The sequence below is a fragment of the Escherichia sp. MOD1-EC7011 genome (genome assembly GCF_002965005.1).
GTDB classification, from domain to species: Bacteria; Pseudomonadota; Gammaproteobacteria; order Enterobacterales; family Enterobacteriaceae; genus Escherichia; species Escherichia ruysiae.
In genome coordinates this window covers 62,635-78,274 of sequence record NZ_PTRD01000007.1, presented here as the reverse complement: position 1 = coordinate 78,274, position 15,640 = coordinate 62,635, and the positions used below count along the sequence as shown (strand labels likewise).

The window sequence follows — 15,640 nt, the reverse complement described above, 5'->3', positions numbered from 1 at the left end:
TCTCACGCAGTATTGCCCGATTTTTGTTTAGTGTCTACTCATCTGACGGCATTTGCATCAGCAGTTTGCGTACCGCGCCGAAGTGTGCCATGTAACGCCTGTAACCAATTGAAATTTCTCTGAACGCTGCTCGGTAAACAATAAAGAGGCGGCTGACGGCTGCGCGCCTTGACTGGATACTGCCTTCACGCAAGACAACACGGAAGGCAGGTAAGATGGACGCACCAAGTACCACGCCGCATGACGCGGTGTTTAAACAATTTTTAATGCATGCGGATACCGCTCGCGACTTCCTCGACATACACCTGCCTGAGGAATTGCGTGAGATCTGCGATCTCAACACGCTGCATCTGGAGTCGGGGAGTTTCATCGAAGAAAGCCTGAAAGGGCACAGCACCGACGTGCTCTATTCCGTGCAAATGCTGGGTAATCCCGGCTATCTGTATGTCGTGATTGAACATCAAAGCAAGCCGGACAAAAAAATGGCCTTTCGCATGATGCGCTACTCTATTGCCGCCATGCACCGACATCTGGAGGCTGACCACGATAAGCTGCCGCTGGTGGTGCCGATTCTGTTTTATCAGGGCGAGGCCACGCCTTACCCGCTCTCAATGTGCTGGTTTGATATGTTTTACTCACCGGAACTGGCGCGACGCGTCTACAACAACCCTTTCCCGCTGGTGGATATCACTATCACGCCGGATGACGAGATCATGCAGCATCGGCGGATTGCGATTCTCGAACTGCTGCAAAAACATATTCGCCAACGGGATTTAATGTTATTGCTGGAGCAACTGGTCACGCTGATTGACGAAGGGTACACTAGCGGAAGTCAGTTAGTTGCCATGCAAAACTATATGCTGCAACGCGGTCATACTGAACAAGCGGATTTGTTTTACGGTGTGGTGAGAGACAGGGAATCGGGAGGGGAGTCTATGATGACGTTGGCGCAGTGGTTTGAAGAGAAGGGAATTGAGAAGGGGATTCAGCAGGGAATTGAGAAGGGGATTCAGCAGGGAATTGAGAAGATGGCCCATCGTCTTCTGAGTAAAGGAATGTCTCGGGAAGACGTTGCAGATATGGCAAATTTACCTCTTGCCGAGATTGATAAGCTAATTAACTCTAACTAAATTGCCTGCGATATGAATAATCGCTTACAGACGTCATCGCCATGACGTGGGCAAATGAATAACTGGCGCCATCAGCCGTAGCGCCAGTTAAGTATTACGCCAGTTCGACTATTTTATTGTCGATCAGGCGAGCGTCGCCAAGCCAGGCGGCTACCAGAATCACGGCGCGTTTACTGTTTTCAGTGACTTCCAGCAACGTGTCAGCATCACGAATCTGAATATCATCGGCGCGGAAACCTTTTTCATTCAGTTCTTGCCCGGCAATGGCAATAATTTCATCGAGATCCCGCTCTCCAGCCTGCAATTTGTCGGCAATCGAACTTAAAACCTTGTACAGACCGGGCGCAATTTTGCGTTGTTCTGCCGTCAGATAACCATTACGGGAACTGAGCGCCAGGCCGTCTTTCGCGCGCATAATTGGCACACCGACAATCTCAATATCAAAGCCCATATCGGCAACCATTTTGCGGATCAGCGCCAGTTGCTGAAAATCTTTTTCACCGAAGCAGGCGATGTCCGGCTGGACAAGGTTGAACAACTTGCTAACGATGGTCGAAACGCCACGGAAATGCCCTGGGCGGCTGGCACCTTCCAGCATGGTGGAAAGACCGGGAACATCAACATAGGTGTGGGTTTCTGTACCGTTCGGGTAGATCTCTTTTACTGATGGAGCGAAAACCAGATCCACTTTACGTTTATTCAGCTTCTCGCAGTCTTCCTGCAAGGTGCGTGGATAGCGAGCCAGATCTTCCGGGCGATCGAACTGCATCGGGTTAACGAAAATACTGACGACGACCACATCGGCGCGGGCTTTCGCTTCATCGACCAGCTTCATATGACCATCGTGCAGGTTACCCATGGTAGGCACCAGCGCCACACGCTTGCCTTCCATACGCAGGCGGCGGATTTGCTGACGCAGCAGCGGCAGAGTTTCGATAATTAACACAACGTGACTCCTTAATGGAAACTGTGTTCTTCGCCCGGATAAGCGCCGGACTCCACTTCAGCCATATACTGCCGTACAGCAGCGCGGATGTCGCTCGCTTCGGCAAGGAAATTTTTGGCAAATTTAGGGATGTGGCCGCCGGTAATGCCGAATGCATCGTGCATCACGAGGATTTGCCCATCGGTAACATTCCCCGCGCCAATACCGATAACCGGAATTGCCAGCGCCTCGGTAATACGTTTTGCCAGCTCAACCGGTACGCATTCCAGTACTAATAGTTGCGCACCCGCAGCTTCTAAGGCTAAAGCGTCATTAAGTAAACGGTCGCCTGCATCGCCGCGCCCTTGCACTTTATAACCGCCGAAAATATTCACCGACTGTGGCGTTAAGCCCAAATGTCCACAAACAGGAACTGCGCGTTCGGTCAGCATTTGTACCGTTTCCACCAGCCAGGCACCGCCTTCGATTTTGACCATATTCGCACCCGCGCGCATGACAGTTGCGGCGTTTTCAAATGCTTGTTCAGGAGTGGCATAAGCCATAAATGGCAGGTCAGCCAGCAGCAGACAGTTTGGCGCACCGCGACGAACGGCGGCAGTGTGGTAGGCGATATCTTCCACAGTGACAGGGAGGGTGGAGTCATGGCCCTGAACCGTCATTCCAAGGGAATCCCCCACCAGCATGACGTTAATTCCTTCGTCGGCAAACAATTTTGCAAAGCTATAGTCGTAAGCAGTGATGGTGGCGAAGCGTTTTTTTTCCTGTTTACATTTTTGCAGCAGGGAAATGGTAGTTGGTTTCATAACGTGTCCTGATGGCTAATGTCAGATCTGTTGGCATTCTATCAGTCGTATTAAGGGGGGCAATCGTTTTAGTGGGTCACATCGTCAGTTGCCTGACGATGTGTTTGGCTTGTCAAGGGTAGGTAATCTGGAATCTGCCGGTGGCTTCGAAATCGCCAGCTTTTATCGTACTGTTCCCGTCTTGTTGCAATGTCGCCTGAAATTCAAGGGGCTGTGTTGTACCCTGACCATTTCCGGGGTAAATCCCCCCTGATGAATCAATCTCGCTTTCATAGGATTTATAAACAGATGTTCCTACGTTAGGTTCAAGAACCATTTTTTCATTAACACTGTTTTTTAAACCTTCAATAAGTACGCCGACGCCCTCTGCTGCACCGTTACCTTGTAAAGTATTGGCGAGTAACTTTTTATTCTGTTGTCCTATTTTTGCAGAGGTCATTTTGGTTTCAATATTTTGTACTCGAATACAGTTTTGCAATGTTATCTGAAAAGGCACAGGCGTTGCGCCATTTTTAATTTGACTGATTTCGTAGCTCCCCAATGCGACAGTTGAGTTCTGGACGGTATCTCCTGTTACAACTGAAGAAAAACACGTAGGAAGCGATAGTTTTACATTACTTAAATTAAAGTTGATATAGATAGGTCCGCTGTATCCCTGGATCGCTGAGCCGGCGTCTTCGGCTTTAAAACGATAAATATAATCACTTGTGCTCAGTAATGTGATATTTTGGGTTGCTGTAGGTGCAAATGTGGCATCTGTATAAAATTCAACGGTAAAAGTTTGAAATATTCCCCCTAACCCCCAAAATTGTGGATAACTATTATCCATGTCTTTACATCTTCTTTCCATGTCGGCGTCATGGAACACAAAGTGAAATTTTTGCGCATCTGTATCCCCGATATATATTTCAGAAACATCTGCTCTTGTTTCATAAGCTGACCATATAGCTGAAATCTTTAATGTGTAATAAAGTCCGGTAACGGATGTTTTGAATAATTTATGTCCTCCATAAGAGAGTCCAGAGTCGACCATTGCATTTCTGATCGTCATCGGGCCACCTGAGGCGCTCTTATGTGCTGTGCAATAAAGAGTGCCATTAGAAGCTGTATCCTGACCCTCCCAGTATAATTGTACCCCAGTAGGACCCAACGTTGTCGGGCGATAAAACACCAGACTATTATTTCCGGGATACATAAAATTTACACGACCATCTCTGTCAGGTGGAGTTGCACTCGCGCCAACGATAAAATCAATTTTTGCGCAACAAACAGAGCTAAACAAAAAAAGAATACTAAAAAAAATAATATGTGAAGCTGTTCTCATATTCACTCCTTTAAATATGTTTGTTGTATGAGTGCATAATAAATTGTCTTACTAAAGAATAGCTGACATAGCTAACCTGGGGTGTTCGTCCAGGCGATAGTGAAATTGTGCTTACCAATTGCACCTGCTCATTGAGAATTTCTAATTGTGTTAAAATTATAGGTTCCATCCTGAGTTTTCCATTTCCTTACGCTGGTTATTCGTACCAAGCATCGACCAGTACGCTGGTTGTCACTTTGCCACTACCAACGCTTGTAGCGTTATTGACTTTTTGCATTCTGGTATAAAAATTCCAGCGGGAGTTATTCATTTTATCAGCGTCGATGGTGTATACAGACCGGGAAACTCCTGCAGGAGACCAGACATTAAACTTATTATTACTGTCATTAACTGAAAAAATGACTATCCCGACATTACTGGCTCCGTTGATGTCCTCGTTTGGGAATATCTGCGATGAGCCAGGTGCAAAAGAGCCCGTCTTGGGTTTAAAGTCCAAATGTAACTGTTTTGTTCCGGTTAATGCTGTACCGGAACAGCCAGATAACAGAATGGAGAAGTTTTTGCCGCCCGTATAATATTGTTCAGCTGTCGTGTTGTTGGCGAAATAATCCAGCCCTACAGTGGCTAAATTAATGATACCGTTATTGTCGATTTCCATTTTGCAAGTTGAACTGAGAACTTTAGCATTAAAATCAACATTAAGCTCCGCATAGGCAGCGGAACTCATCAAGGCTATGTTTATCGTTAAAGCGGCAAATAAATTATGTCTTTTCATAACATCACTTTTGCACTGGCTACGTCAAAATTTACTGGTAAGTGATGTTAAACACCGCAGGGGTGTTAAAATCACCGGCTCTGATGTCAGTATCTGCTTTGCCACTGTCGCGTACCAACCGTGCGCTAAGCGGAAACACTTTGGCATTATTCGTCATGGTCACAGTGGTCGAGTTTTTAGCTTTACACTCAATTTGCTTACCACTGTCTGGTGTCGCAGAGTCCCAAACTTCGACGGCTACCGCTTCCGCTTTGTTGGTCGATGCTGCGTTAGCAAATGCTTTCCCGTTGCCGTTGCCATCACAAGCTGCGCCATTGCCTGGGCTTAGGGTAAATACCGCCTGATTCTGTGGCAGACCATCACAGCCGCTAAATGCCAACTGGAATTTTTGCACTTTTGCTTTGCTGATCACTTCGGGAATATAGACGTTCTGGAAATTGACGGTGTCAATCTTTGCACTACCGGTGTCCTGCAACTCAACTTTACAGGTCCCGGCAGTGATATTGGTAACAATAGTCAAATCTAATGCGTCGACGGTCGCGTACACCGGGTTGATACCAAGAGTAGCGCAGGTCAAAACACTCGCGATACACCAGGCTAATTTTACTCTTTTCATTAGATTACCCCGTTACTCATAGGTGAAATTAAACGTGACTTTGGCATCAAATGGACCGATCGTGCCAGTATTTGGCGTAACTTCACGCATGGCTGCGCTTAAGTTTAATCCTTTACTCATTTCATCGGCCGTCCATACAATGGTGGTGTTATTATTTAAGCCAAAGTAGACATCGTCCGATGATGATTGGCGGCGGAAAGCAACGCCAATGTTTGAGGCCTTGCCAGTGGCTGAAGACGGTATTGCTAACACGGGTTGTTCGGTAGATGTTTTTTCCGCTTTTATTGTCGTTTTCAATCCTGCAAGCCCATTACAGTTAGCAGGCTTCAATGTAAAGTTTGCCTGGCTCTCGGCACCTTTAGCACGCAATTGATCGAGACGAATATCGGGAATAGTTAGCTTATAGGCGTTCGTTCCTGCATTACTGATGTTTGAACCGCCATAGGGGATCACTGACATATCACAGGTTGGCTGTACGATTGTGGCGATGAACTTTACATCGACATCAACAGCGAACACCTGAGCGGTTAGCATAAGTGCGCCTAAAGCAAAGGGAATACTTTTCCGTCTCATAGCTTTTCCAAAATTTGCGGATTTAGCGAGTCACAGATACCGTACACAGTACGTTATCCAACAACAGGGACCGGTTGCCACTTTCTTCAGTAGCTGTCATCGGAACCTGATAATGAGCAAGGCAATGCTGAGCTTGTCTGTTCTCATCGAACCAGTTCACCCGCAATACCCCTTTATCTTCTATACCTCTGATAAAGGCCCGGTTACCCTGGCCGATATAACCAAGGACATTGCCTTGTTCATCGGTGACATCTGCGGCAAACGGCAATGGCTGGCCATCATTGCGGTGTAGGGTGACCATTGCTGAGCGCCCCTGGTCAGTTTCAAAGTTGGTCAGTGTGATAGCACCGTAGCGCGGTACGGTGCGGGAACTGGTACTTTTTAGCTCGACATCGTTTTCCAGCCCTTCAATATCCAGGCTGATGTTATTTTCCTTGTAAGGCGATGCGGATGAGGCGATGCCATATCCCCAGCGATCGATCGTATTGTTACCATAGTTTATTCGTGCGCCTGCAGCGCCAGGGGCTTTTACCAGAACCAATGTATCGCTGTCGCTGAAGCTGTCGCCAGAAAACGTAATCCCCCCCTGATGCAGAACAAAACCGCCGTCAGTGCTTAATGACATCTGACGGTTACTGTCAGTATCTGCGCTTGCGGAAGCAGACAACGTTCCCCAGGGAGATTCGTAACTTATGTAGCCCCCGATATCAGCCAGATCGGTACTGTTTTTATTGATGCTGTAATCAGTACTCACGCTGTAGCTGTATTTACCATCACCGCTGGCACCGTTGGTGCTGGCGCTGAAAGCGTGGCTGCCGTTAAAGTCGGTGTTCATTCGTGCGTCAACGTACTGGAAGCCGCTTTCACGTCGTTTACTACCAAACAATTTTTCGATAGGAAGGCTGACGCTCAGATAGAAACTATCATCCTGCTCGCCATCTTCATTCCAGGTACGCTGAATGGAAGCACTCCAGGAGCCCCAATCTGTCCCTTTGCTGTAGCCCATTGAGTAGTAGCTCCGGCTGCTACTTCCGCCCCAGTAATCTGTCCAGCTACCGTTCAGATAAAAAGAACCATAATCTATCTCTTTGAATTTTAACGGTTGGTTGAGGCTGATCGTAAACTGGTTGCGCAGACGCTGGTAAGTGTTCATCGTCTGCTGTTCGTTGGCGGGTAGATGTTTGGCATCATCCTGTAGATTCAGTGCGTCATTGAGCCCCAGGTAGTTGCTGGTGGAGTAGCGATAAGCGGCAAGATTTAAAGACGTATTGGTCTCATTAAACATTTTGTTCCATGAAACACGGTAGCTCTGCCCTGTGTAGGTCTTGTCCTCATATATCCTGGCCTGAGATTGCGTCACATCAAACGACACGGCGCCAATTGAGGTGTTTACCCCGACCCCTAACAGGAAGGCCTGGTAGTCAGCATCGGTGAGTTGAATACCGGTGTAGCCCGTAAAGGTGTTGTTAATGCCGTAATACCATGTACCTTGTAGAAGATTGTAATCATCGCGAAGATCGTCACGATCAATCTGCCCACCGCTGATATCCCAGCGACCCACGCCAGGGCGCAGCATCTGAATAACGGACGAGAAAGGCTGAGAGAAAGTGCGACGCGAACCATCTGCTTCCTCGATAGTGACTAACAGGTCGTTGCCGTAGCCGGAAGGGGAAATATCGTCGATGGCGAACTCACCCGGAGGAACGGTGCCTTCATAAATTTTGTAGCCGCCTTGTGTTACGGTAACCTTAGCGTTGCTGTTAGCAACACCACGGATAACAGGCGCAAATCCGGTCATTGACGGTGGCAACATGCGGTCGTCGCTATACAGGCGTACCCCTTTTATACTAACGGAGTCGAAAGTTTCCCCGGTTGTATAGGTTTCCCCGACCACTAATTGTGAGCGAATAAATGGCAGTTCACGCTGAAGATAGCTGTTCTGGAAATCCAGATTGCTGCCAATATCCTGCTGCCAACTGTAGTTACCGTTGCTTCTCAGATGCCAGTTTCCGAGGTTAATACCGGTATTGAAGGCGGTATAAAAAGTCTGGTTTTCGTCGTTATGCTGCGTGTTGCGCCAGGCATTCATACGATAGGAGAGCATGGCTGCATTTATACCATCCTCCCATAGTGAAGGATCAACATAGCCCTGGTAATTACGCATGATCCAGACTTGCGGAACTGTCAGTTCCAGTTTTTGATCGTTAGTATCGAAATAAACCTGTGACTGTGGAATAGCTTTTGCGATATCAAGGCAATCATCTGCGCTTTCATTGCGTTTTTGTAATACTGCTTCTCCGTCCCGGAGATCAGGTTGTTTTATATGAAGCTGACTCAGTATTTTTCGCGAAATACAGGCTTCGGCGTTTCTCTTGCCCACATCAATCATTTCGATGTTCAGGCTGCTGGCGGAAATATTATTGACGTAAACCTTTACGTCATAATTTCCAGGCATTGCCGGGTTGCCATCAGAATAGCGCGATAAGTCTATTCCTCTGGCGGAAGAGCCCATGAGAAAGCTTGGGTCGTACTCAATCGTCTCTGTTGCATTTGTGCTTTGGGCATAAATGCAGGAGAAGATAATAGCGATCCTTGTTAATTTACAATGAGCCATCTTTTTTTTATACTCGCATCGCAAAAAATTCATCAATAAAATCAGGTTTAAAGATTGCTTTCACCTTTAATTTCACTGCCATAATCACTAATTGCTGAATAGCGTAATTTTGCGCCGCCTATAGATGTTTGTAGTCCTTGCACACTAAAATCGCTATTGCTATTTGGAGCTATCATAGAAGTATTTACAACATAAGACTTTGTGCCTGATACAACATCAACGGCTGAAAATGAGACATAGTATGGAGTAGGGTTAGTTACTTTGATTTTATTACCGCTCCATTGCCATTTTAATTGGGATGGCGCCGTAAACGAATCACCACTTAACCCCTCCGGTCGGTAAAATAATTTAATGCGCGTACGGAAAGCCAGTTGCAGAAGATTTTTATTTTCAGCTTCTTTATCTTTTACTTTAGGCGGTACTTCCAGCACATTAAACCAAAAGACACTTTCGCGATCTTTTGGTAACGTCTGGCTATTCGTATAGGTGATTGTCACTGTCTGACCGCGTTTCGGGTCGATGCGTGAAACCGGGGGGGTAGCGTTAAACGGAACTTTAATGGTCGCCGGATCGGCATTATCGTCACCCGTATCCAGCCATGACTGGACCAGTAATGGGCGCGAGCCTTTATTTTCCAGGCGCATAGTGACATTCTTGTCTTTTTCTTTATAAATAACACGTGTTCCGTTAATGACAATATCAGCCTGCGCAACTGATGCGAAAACAGATAAAGTACTTGCAAGTAATAACGGAATAATTTTCTGATAAATCTGCATCTCTTCTCTCCTTGAAAAACGCAAAATCATAAATAAGAGGCTGCAAGCACAGCCTCTTAATACAATTAATTCAACTCCAATAAAAATTAATTGTAAGTTAAGGTATAGGTGCTGTTAGTTTTCACATGACCAGAGGTTACGGTGGCATTAGCATCAGACTTCACATAAGATGCTTTTAAATGGAAGTTCGCAACATGAGTGGTGGCGTCGAATGCTTCAGTGATCTGGTTGCTCGGGTTATTCACTTCGACCAGATTCAGTGCGCCAGTATTATTTACATGGTGCAGAGCAATATCGACATTACCAGCCGGGTCCTGGACCGAGCCGTCATTACTCAAAGTACCCTGGTTAGAGTTATTGTACATAGAACTGAAACTCATGACTGCGTTTTGAGCAGTTGCATTACCTGTTGCACAGTCAACTTTAATATTAATATCTTCCGGGAAGCCACCAGCAGCCGTTTTGCTCATTGCCGGGACATCAGCAATTTGTGCAGTTTGTAGCATAACCGTAACGTCTTTACCGCCACCATTTATTGTCGTTACACAAGTACCAGCGGTAACAAAACCACCGATATTCAACTGACCACCGTCAACATCAGCCATTACTGAACCAGCTGAAAGGGAAGATACTGCTAATACGATGGCAAGTAGCTTTTTGTTCATTAAAATTCTCCATAAAAAAAGATAGACGAATCAATAACAAATATTAGTTTATTGTTATTCTACGTCTTCCAAAAATAAGCGCGGCAAAGACTAGCAATATAAGGATGAAAATAAAAATTGATGGTGTGAATGATTTGGGGTGATTTATTGATTTACCTTCACTTGCATTCATCATTTGAATAGCTATTTATTTTAGAGCAAGCGGTTAGGTGAGTATAAGAGTGTTTATAAGGGTGGCTTGATTGGTAACTTATTGATTTTTTTAATTTTATTATTTTTCTTGTGATTGATTGTGGTGTATCATTTTTATTATATATATATTTTAGTGTGTCATTTTGTATGCATTAGTTTTTCTGTATTTACATATTAGATTATCTTAATATAAAGTTTAATATTATTAATATGTACGTTAATTTTCATGTGTTTTTTTTGCCCATTTGTGCCTTTCTTGGGGGGATCTCACTTTTTTTTGATCTTAATTATCTAAAAGAAGAAAGGAATTTTAACCATAAAGATTATGACTGGCATATCAGAGGCAAGAACCAGATTACTGATGCGTATTTCACTACGCATACTAGCTTGAATAATTAGAAAGGGGAGGGTGATTACCAGCGTGGTAAGGGACAAGAAGCATTGCTCGTTAATAAACTTTGCAATGTCTCTCCATCAGGGAAAATTAATTCCGGCGCAATCTCAAACAGCGGCCACAGCATAAATCCACGATTTTTCATATCGTAGTGCGGAACGGTCAGGCGCTCGGTGTTAATCACCTGATTGCCAAACAACATAATGTCTAAATCGAGCGTGCGCGGCCCCCAGCGTTCGGCTTTACGGACGCGACCTTGCTGCAATTCAATACGCTGTGTGTGATTGAGTAACTCTTCGGGCGCGAGTGCGGTTTCCAGCGCCACGGCGGCGTTGAGGTAATCAGGTTGATCCTGCGGCCCCAGCGGTGGGGTGCGGTAAAACGAAGAAACGGCAAGAATGCAGCTTTCAGGGATATCACCGATTGCTTTCACGGCAGCATTGACCTGCTCCAGTGGAGAGGCCAGATTGCTGCCTATGGCAATATACGCCACTGTCATGCGGTGCCCTCACGACGCGGCGCGCGTTTGCGTGGGCGACGAGTACGACGACGCGTTGACGGTTCCTCGTCCAGTTCGTTAAGCATCCCTTTTTGATCCGGCGGCGCGGAAACCTGGAACTCTCCCCACCATTTCACCAGACGTTGCAGTTCAGCGTTACGCTCAACTTCAGCTCGCAAGGCCAACAGGTCGTAAGCCGCACGGAACTTAGGATGCTCCAGCAGCTTCCACGCACGTTTACCCTGACGACGAGACATACGCAACTGTAGCTGCCAGATGTCGCGCGTTAAGGTAGTAAGACGTTTCGGGATCGCCAGTGAACGGCAGGCTTCGTCCAGCACATCGTTCATCGCCAGTGCGAAAGCGTCGTGATAGGTCAGGCCACTCTCCTGAGCGATCTTCTGTGCCGTCTCCAGCAGCGGATACCAGAACATGGCGGCAAACAAGAACGCCGGGTTCACACGCATATCGTTATGGATACGCGTGTCGGTATTCTTCAGTACCTGCTCAATAATGCGCTCCATCGGACTGTCGCCATTTTCCGTGAAGTAACGGGTAATGGTCGGGAACAGCGGCTGGAACAGATGATATTCACACAGCAGTTTATAGGTTTCGTAACCGTATCCCGCTTGTAGCAGTTTAAGAGACTCTTCAAACAGGCGTGCCGGAGGAATATCGTTCAATAAGGTAGCGAGGCGGGGGATCGGTTCTGCGGTTTCTGGGCTGATGCGCATCCCCAGTTTTGCAGCAAAACGTACCGCGCGCAGCATCCGTACCGGATCTTCACGGTAGCGCGTTTCCGGATTACCAATCAGACGGATAACGCCGTCTTTCAGATCCTTCATGCCGCCAACGTAATCGCGAACGGTAAAATCCGCGACGCTGTAATACAGGCTGTTGATAGTGAAATCGCGGCGCTGGGCGTCTTCTTCGATGGAACCGAAAATGTTGTCGCGTAGCAACATGCCGTTTTGCCCGCGTTGGGAGGTTGTGCGGTCGCTGACGTTACCTTCGTGGTGTCCACGGAAGGTTGCGACTTCGATAATCTCCGGGCCAAACATCACGTGAGCAAGACGGAAACGGCGACCCACCAGGCGGCAGTTACGGAATAGTTTACGCACCTGCTCAGGCGTAGCGTTGGTGGTCACGTCAAAATCTTTCGGCTTTTTGCCAAGTAACAGGTCGCGCACGCCGCCGCCAACCAGCCAGGCTTCGTATCCCGCTTTATTGAGCCTGTACATTACCTTCAGGGCATTTTCACTGATATCTTTGCGGGAGATAGCATGTTGCTCACGCGGGATCACCGTTACCTGGGGACGGGCGGCAGCCTGTTCAGCTTCGCTTTCCTCGCGGCTTAGCACCTTGCGGCAAAAATTAGCGACTCGGGTAAAAATAGTACACCTCGGTAGTGTCAAACATCATTCAGGACAAAAAAATAGCGGCTAATCATAGCTCAGCATGACGCATTTGAGAATGTTGAATTTACAATTGCCGACTCAGGCACGGCGGTCAGCGTCCAGTTTTTGACGGCTGACTGAAGGATTTGCTCGACGCTGAAATCCTGCCAGTGTGTTTCTGTCTGCTGACCCAAAAATTGAAGCGCGGCGATTAACACCGGGCGCGGATCGCCTTTCGGTAACGCAGGCGCATGATTCTGCTTGGAAAGTTTAGCGCCTTGTGCGTTAAGTGCCAGCGGCAAATGAATGTAATCTGGCACTTGCCAGTCAAAAAGCTGGTACAGCGAGATTTGTCGCACCGTCGGTTCGATCAAATCTGCGCCACGGACAATTTCGCTCACGCCCTGGAAGTGATCGTCAACCACCACCGCCAGGTTATAGGCGAACAAACCATCACGGCGATGAATAATAAAATCTTCCCGCGCCAGTTTTTCGTCGGCGTGAATAATACCGCGCAACTGATCGGTAAACTGGGTGACCGGATGCTGCTGGCGGATGCGTACTGCGGCGTTTTCTGAACCATGATGTAATTCACGGCAATGACCGTCGTAAATACCGCCAATGCTGTGAATACGCGCACGCGTACAGGTGCAGTAATAACTTAGCCCTTGCTCACGTAACCAGGCGAGTGCTTCGCGATAGGCGTCATGACGTTGCGATTGCCAGAGAACATCGCCGTCCCAGTGCAGACCGTAATGTTCCAGCTGGCGCAGGATAGTCTCTGCGGCACCGGGAACTTCACGAGGTGGATCGATATCTTCAATACGTACCAGCCAGCGGCCTTGCCGGGCGCGTGCCTGTAGATAGCTGCCAAGCGCGGCAATCAGAGAGCCAAAATGAAGCTCGCCGGAAGGAGAGGGGGCGAAGCGACCAATATAGTGAATGTCTGTCATCTCGTTGAACAAAAAATAAGGCGGGAGAATTTCCCGCCTGTGGTAAACGTGATGGAACGGCTGTAATTAGCCAGCCATCTGTTTTTCGCGAATTTCAGCCAGCGTTTTGCAGTCGATGCACAGATCGGCTGTCGGGCGCGCTTCCAGACGACGAATACCAATTTCAACACCGCAGGATTCGCAGTAGCCGAAATCTTCGTCTTCCACTTTTTTCAGCGTCTTCTCGATCTTTTTGATCAGCTTACGCTCGCGATCGCGGTTACGCAGTTCGAGGCTGAACTCTTCTTCCTGGGCTGCACGGTCTACCGGATCCGGGAAGTTGGCTGCTTCATCCTGCATATGTGTAACGGTGCGATCGACTTCATCCCTGAGTTGATTACGCCATGCTTCCAGAATACGACGGAAGTGCGCCAGCTGGGCTTCATTCATATACTCTTCGCCCGGCTTCTCCTGATATGGTTCCACCCCAGCGATGGCGAGAATACTCAGGGACGATGTTTTACGGTTTTGCCCTTCTTGCATGTTGCTTCTCCTTAACACGCACTATCGATCCCCATGTTCGGGGGAAAAATGAGGCCGCTATAAATAGCAGATGCTTTTCCGGATAGCAATTATCTAAACGTAACACTTGACAACTGTGTGAGGAAAAGCGTATTTGCGCACGCGACCAGAATGTAAATTAACCAGTTACTTACTTTACTACAATGTAACCGGCAGTGATTTTTTAAGAGCCATGCCTTCAGCAGAAAGTTCCGCTTTATAAGCCAGAATTTCCACCCCCTTTTGTTGAGCCTCTGACAATAGTTGCGCGTATTTCTCATCGATGTGGCGCGCGGGTGAAAACCGTGTAATGGCTGAATGCAGCACGGCAAAAAAAATCACTGCACGCTGACCTTCAGCTGCTACGCTCATCAACTCCCGAAGATGTTTCTGACCTCGTTCAGTGACTGCATCGGGAAAGTATCCCTGTTCATTTTCCGCTAACGTAACCGATTTCACTTCAATATAGCAGTCAGGTCGAAACCTCGCCTGTAACATGAAGTCAATACGACTGCGCTCGGCGCCGTATTTTACTTCGCTTTTCAGCGAGCTATAGCCTGACAGTTCCGAAATATCCCCATTGAGGATAGCCTCTTTCGTCAATCTGTTTGCCCAAAGTGTATTGACGCAAATAAATGCACCGCTTTGGCTTTGGGTCAATTCCCAGGTGTGCGGATATTTCCGTTTTGTGTTGTCGGAAGTGGAATACCAGACGGTATCGCCAGGCGTTGCACAACCGGTCATCGCACCAGTATTAGGGCAGTGTAGCGTTAATTCGCGACCATCGGGTGTGATCACATCAGCTAAAAAGCGTTTATAACGCTGAACCAGCGTGGCGCGTTGTAGAGGGGGTGAAAATTTCATTGTGACAACCCTTGTTATTGCGTCAGTGTCCAGCGTTTTAGCGGCGTGTAGCGTGTGCGCCTACGGGCAAACGAGGAGGCGTAAAGAGTGAACTCCGTCACCGTATATGACCAGTTAAAACCTGGCGGCGGGATTGTCACCGCCTCGCTGGCGTCGCGCAATAAGGTGATATGCGGATGAAACGGTCGATTGCTTTGAAAACAACCACTGCGGGCGGCCTGCGAACGGAGCATATTTGCTAACTGGATTAAGCCGCGCGGTGGCTGACGCATCCCTAACCACACCACGCGCGAACGCAGCCACTGACCGGCGTCATCAAGCGTCAGAGTGAATCCCGGTTGACGAATCCGTCCGGCTAAAAGAGAAAGCGCCTTCTCTTTCTCTGCGCTCACTTCGCCTAAAAACGCCAGCGTCAGATGCAAATTTTCGGCGGCAACCGGACGCCCGGCTTCAGGCGGAAATTGTGCGGCGCGCCAGTGGATAATCTGCTCGCGAATTTCTGCGGGTAAGTCGATGGCAAAGAACAGCCGTTGCGGTTCAGACATGTGAGGTACTCGGTTATGAATTACCGCGATGCTA

The 15,640-nt window shown here is 47.7% G+C and carries 16 protein-coding genes; 1 reads left to right on the top strand and 15 read right to left on the bottom strand.

Features of this window, described 5'->3' with window-relative positions; all coding sequences use genetic code 11:
• Window positions 1–215 precede the first annotated feature (215 nt).
• Window positions 216–1,130: an Rpn family recombination-promoting nuclease/putative transposase gene (locus A7098_RS02865; RefSeq protein WP_105280300.1), complete on the top strand. Its 915-nt coding sequence runs from the start codon at window positions 216–218 to the stop codon at window positions 1,128–1,130.
• A 94-nt stretch (window positions 1,131–1,224) separates the two neighbouring features.
• On the opposite strand, the gene panC is transcribed toward A7098_RS02865, so the two are convergent.
• From panC to thpR, 15 genes are all read right to left on the bottom strand, one after another.
• Window positions 1,225–2,076: a pantoate--beta-alanine ligase gene (gene panC / locus A7098_RS02860; RefSeq protein WP_032224453.1), complete on the bottom strand. Its 852-nt coding sequence runs from the start codon at window positions 2,074–2,076 to the stop codon at window positions 1,225–1,227.
• 11 nt (window positions 2,077–2,087) lie between these two features.
• Window positions 2,088–2,879, bottom strand: coding sequence for a 3-methyl-2-oxobutanoate hydroxymethyltransferase (gene panB / locus A7098_RS02855; protein WP_105280299.1), 792 nt, complete (start codon window positions 2,877–2,879; stop codon window positions 2,088–2,090).
• Between the two features lie 112 nt (window positions 2,880–2,991).
• Window positions 2,992–4,203: a fimbrial-like adhesin gene (locus A7098_RS02850; protein WP_105280298.1), complete on the bottom strand. Its 1,212-nt coding sequence runs from the start codon at window positions 4,201–4,203 to the stop codon at window positions 2,992–2,994.
• 196 nt (window positions 4,204–4,399) lie between these two features.
• Window positions 4,400–4,978 (bottom strand): fimbrial-like protein, encoded by a 579-nt coding sequence (locus tag A7098_RS02845; RefSeq protein ID WP_105280297.1) that lies wholly within the window; start codon window positions 4,976–4,978, stop codon window positions 4,400–4,402.
• A 31-nt stretch (window positions 4,979–5,009) separates the two neighbouring features.
• Complete coding sequence (locus tag A7098_RS02840; protein WP_105280296.1) at window positions 5,010–5,594, bottom strand: fimbrial protein; 585 nt, start codon at window positions 5,592–5,594, stop codon at window positions 5,010–5,012.
• 12 nt (window positions 5,595–5,606) lie between these two features.
• Entirely contained in the window at window positions 5,607–6,167 is a 561-nt protein-coding gene (locus tag A7098_RS02835) for a fimbrial protein (RefSeq protein WP_105280295.1), read from the bottom strand.
• Between the two features lie 22 nt (window positions 6,168–6,189).
• Window positions 6,190–8,781 carry an outer membrane usher protein gene (locus A7098_RS02830; protein WP_105280314.1) on the bottom strand — a complete coding sequence of 864 codons (2,592 nt, stop codon included), beginning with the start codon at window positions 8,779–8,781 and terminating at the stop codon, window positions 6,190–6,192.
• A gap of 47 nt (window positions 8,782–8,828) precedes the next feature.
• On the bottom strand, window positions 8,829–9,557 hold the full coding sequence (locus A7098_RS02825) for a fimbrial chaperone (RefSeq protein WP_050427815.1): 729 nt from the start codon (window positions 9,555–9,557) through the stop codon (window positions 8,829–8,831).
• Window positions 9,558–9,643: 86 nt separating this feature from the next.
• The gene (locus tag A7098_RS02820; RefSeq protein WP_105280294.1) at window positions 9,644–10,222 is read right to left on the bottom strand and encodes a fimbrial protein; all 579 of its coding nucleotides are present in this window, start codon (window positions 10,220–10,222) and stop codon (window positions 9,644–9,646) included.
• A 605-nt stretch (window positions 10,223–10,827) separates the two neighbouring features.
• Window positions 10,828–11,307, bottom strand: coding sequence for a 2-amino-4-hydroxy-6-hydroxymethyldihydropteridine diphosphokinase (folK, locus tag A7098_RS02815; protein ID WP_000215154.1), 480 nt, complete (start codon window positions 11,305–11,307; stop codon window positions 10,828–10,830).
• Window positions 11,304–12,701: a polynucleotide adenylyltransferase PcnB gene (pcnB, locus tag A7098_RS02810; protein WP_204116109.1), complete on the bottom strand. Its 1,398-nt coding sequence runs from the start codon at window positions 12,699–12,701 to the stop codon at window positions 11,304–11,306. The genes folK and pcnB overlap by 4 nt, the downstream gene beginning before the upstream one ends.
• 59 nt (window positions 12,702–12,760) lie before the next feature.
• Entirely contained in the window at window positions 12,761–13,657 is an 897-nt protein-coding gene (gene gluQRS / locus A7098_RS02805; protein WP_032224465.1) for a tRNA glutamyl-Q(34) synthetase GluQRS, read from the bottom strand.
• A 66-nt stretch (window positions 13,658–13,723) separates the two neighbouring features.
• Complete coding sequence (gene dksA, locus A7098_RS02800) at window positions 13,724–14,179, bottom strand: RNA polymerase-binding protein DksA (RefSeq protein ID WP_001155227.1); 456 nt, start codon at window positions 14,177–14,179, stop codon at window positions 13,724–13,726.
• A 177-nt stretch (window positions 14,180–14,356) separates the two neighbouring features.
• Window positions 14,357–15,061, bottom strand: coding sequence for a DNA/RNA nuclease SfsA (gene sfsA / locus A7098_RS02795; protein WP_000672746.1), 705 nt, complete (start codon window positions 15,059–15,061; stop codon window positions 14,357–14,359).
• Between the two features lie 14 nt (window positions 15,062–15,075).
• Window positions 15,076–15,606, bottom strand: a complete 531-nt coding sequence (gene thpR / locus A7098_RS02790) for an RNA 2',3'-cyclic phosphodiesterase (RefSeq protein WP_105280293.1) — start codon at window positions 15,604–15,606, stop codon at window positions 15,076–15,078.
• Window positions 15,607–15,640: the final 34 nt, after the last annotated feature.

Excerpts from the sequence above, each read along its gene's own strand:
- A7098_RS02865 (WP_105280300.1), top strand. The coding sequence starts at position 216 with ATGGACGCACCAAGTACCACGCCGCATGACGCGGTGTTTAAACAATTT.
- panB (WP_105280299.1), bottom strand. The coding sequence starts at position 2,879 with ATGAAACCAACTACCATTTCCCTGCTGCAAAAATGTAAACAGGAAAAA.
- A7098_RS02850 (WP_105280298.1), bottom strand. The coding sequence starts at position 4,203 with ATGAGAACAGCTTCACATATTATTTTTTTTAGTATTCTTTTTTTGTTT.
- A7098_RS02845 (WP_105280297.1), bottom strand. The coding sequence starts at position 4,978 with ATGAAAAGACATAATTTATTTGCCGCTTTAACGATAAACATAGCCTTG.
- A7098_RS02840 (WP_105280296.1), bottom strand. The coding sequence starts at position 5,594 with ATGAAAAGAGTAAAATTAGCCTGGTGTATCGCGAGTGTTTTGACCTGC.
- A7098_RS02835 (WP_105280295.1), bottom strand. The coding sequence starts at position 6,167 with ATGAGACGGAAAAGTATTCCCTTTGCTTTAGGCGCACTTATGCTAACC.
- A7098_RS02830 (WP_105280314.1), bottom strand. The coding sequence starts at position 8,781 with ATGGCTCATTGTAAATTAACAAGGATCGCTATTATCTTCTCCTGCATT.
- A7098_RS02825 (WP_050427815.1), bottom strand. The coding sequence starts at position 9,557 with ATGCAGATTTATCAGAAAATTATTCCGTTATTACTTGCAAGTACTTTA.
- A7098_RS02820 (WP_105280294.1), bottom strand. The coding sequence starts at position 10,222 with ATGAACAAAAAGCTACTTGCCATCGTATTAGCAGTATCTTCCCTTTCA.
- folK (WP_000215154.1), bottom strand. The coding sequence starts at position 11,307 with ATGACAGTGGCGTATATTGCCATAGGCAGCAATCTGGCCTCTCCACTG.
- gluQRS (WP_032224465.1), bottom strand. The coding sequence starts at position 13,657 with ATGACAGACATTCACTATATTGGTCGCTTCGCCCCCTCTCCTTCCGGC.
- dksA (WP_001155227.1), bottom strand. The coding sequence starts at position 14,179 with ATGCAAGAAGGGCAAAACCGTAAAACATCGTCCCTGAGTATTCTCGCC.
- sfsA (WP_000672746.1), bottom strand. The coding sequence starts at position 15,061 with ATGAAATTTTCACCCCCTCTACAACGCGCCACGCTGGTTCAGCGTTAT.
- thpR (WP_105280293.1), bottom strand. The coding sequence starts at position 15,606 with ATGTCTGAACCGCAACGGCTGTTCTTTGCCATCGACTTACCCGCAGAA.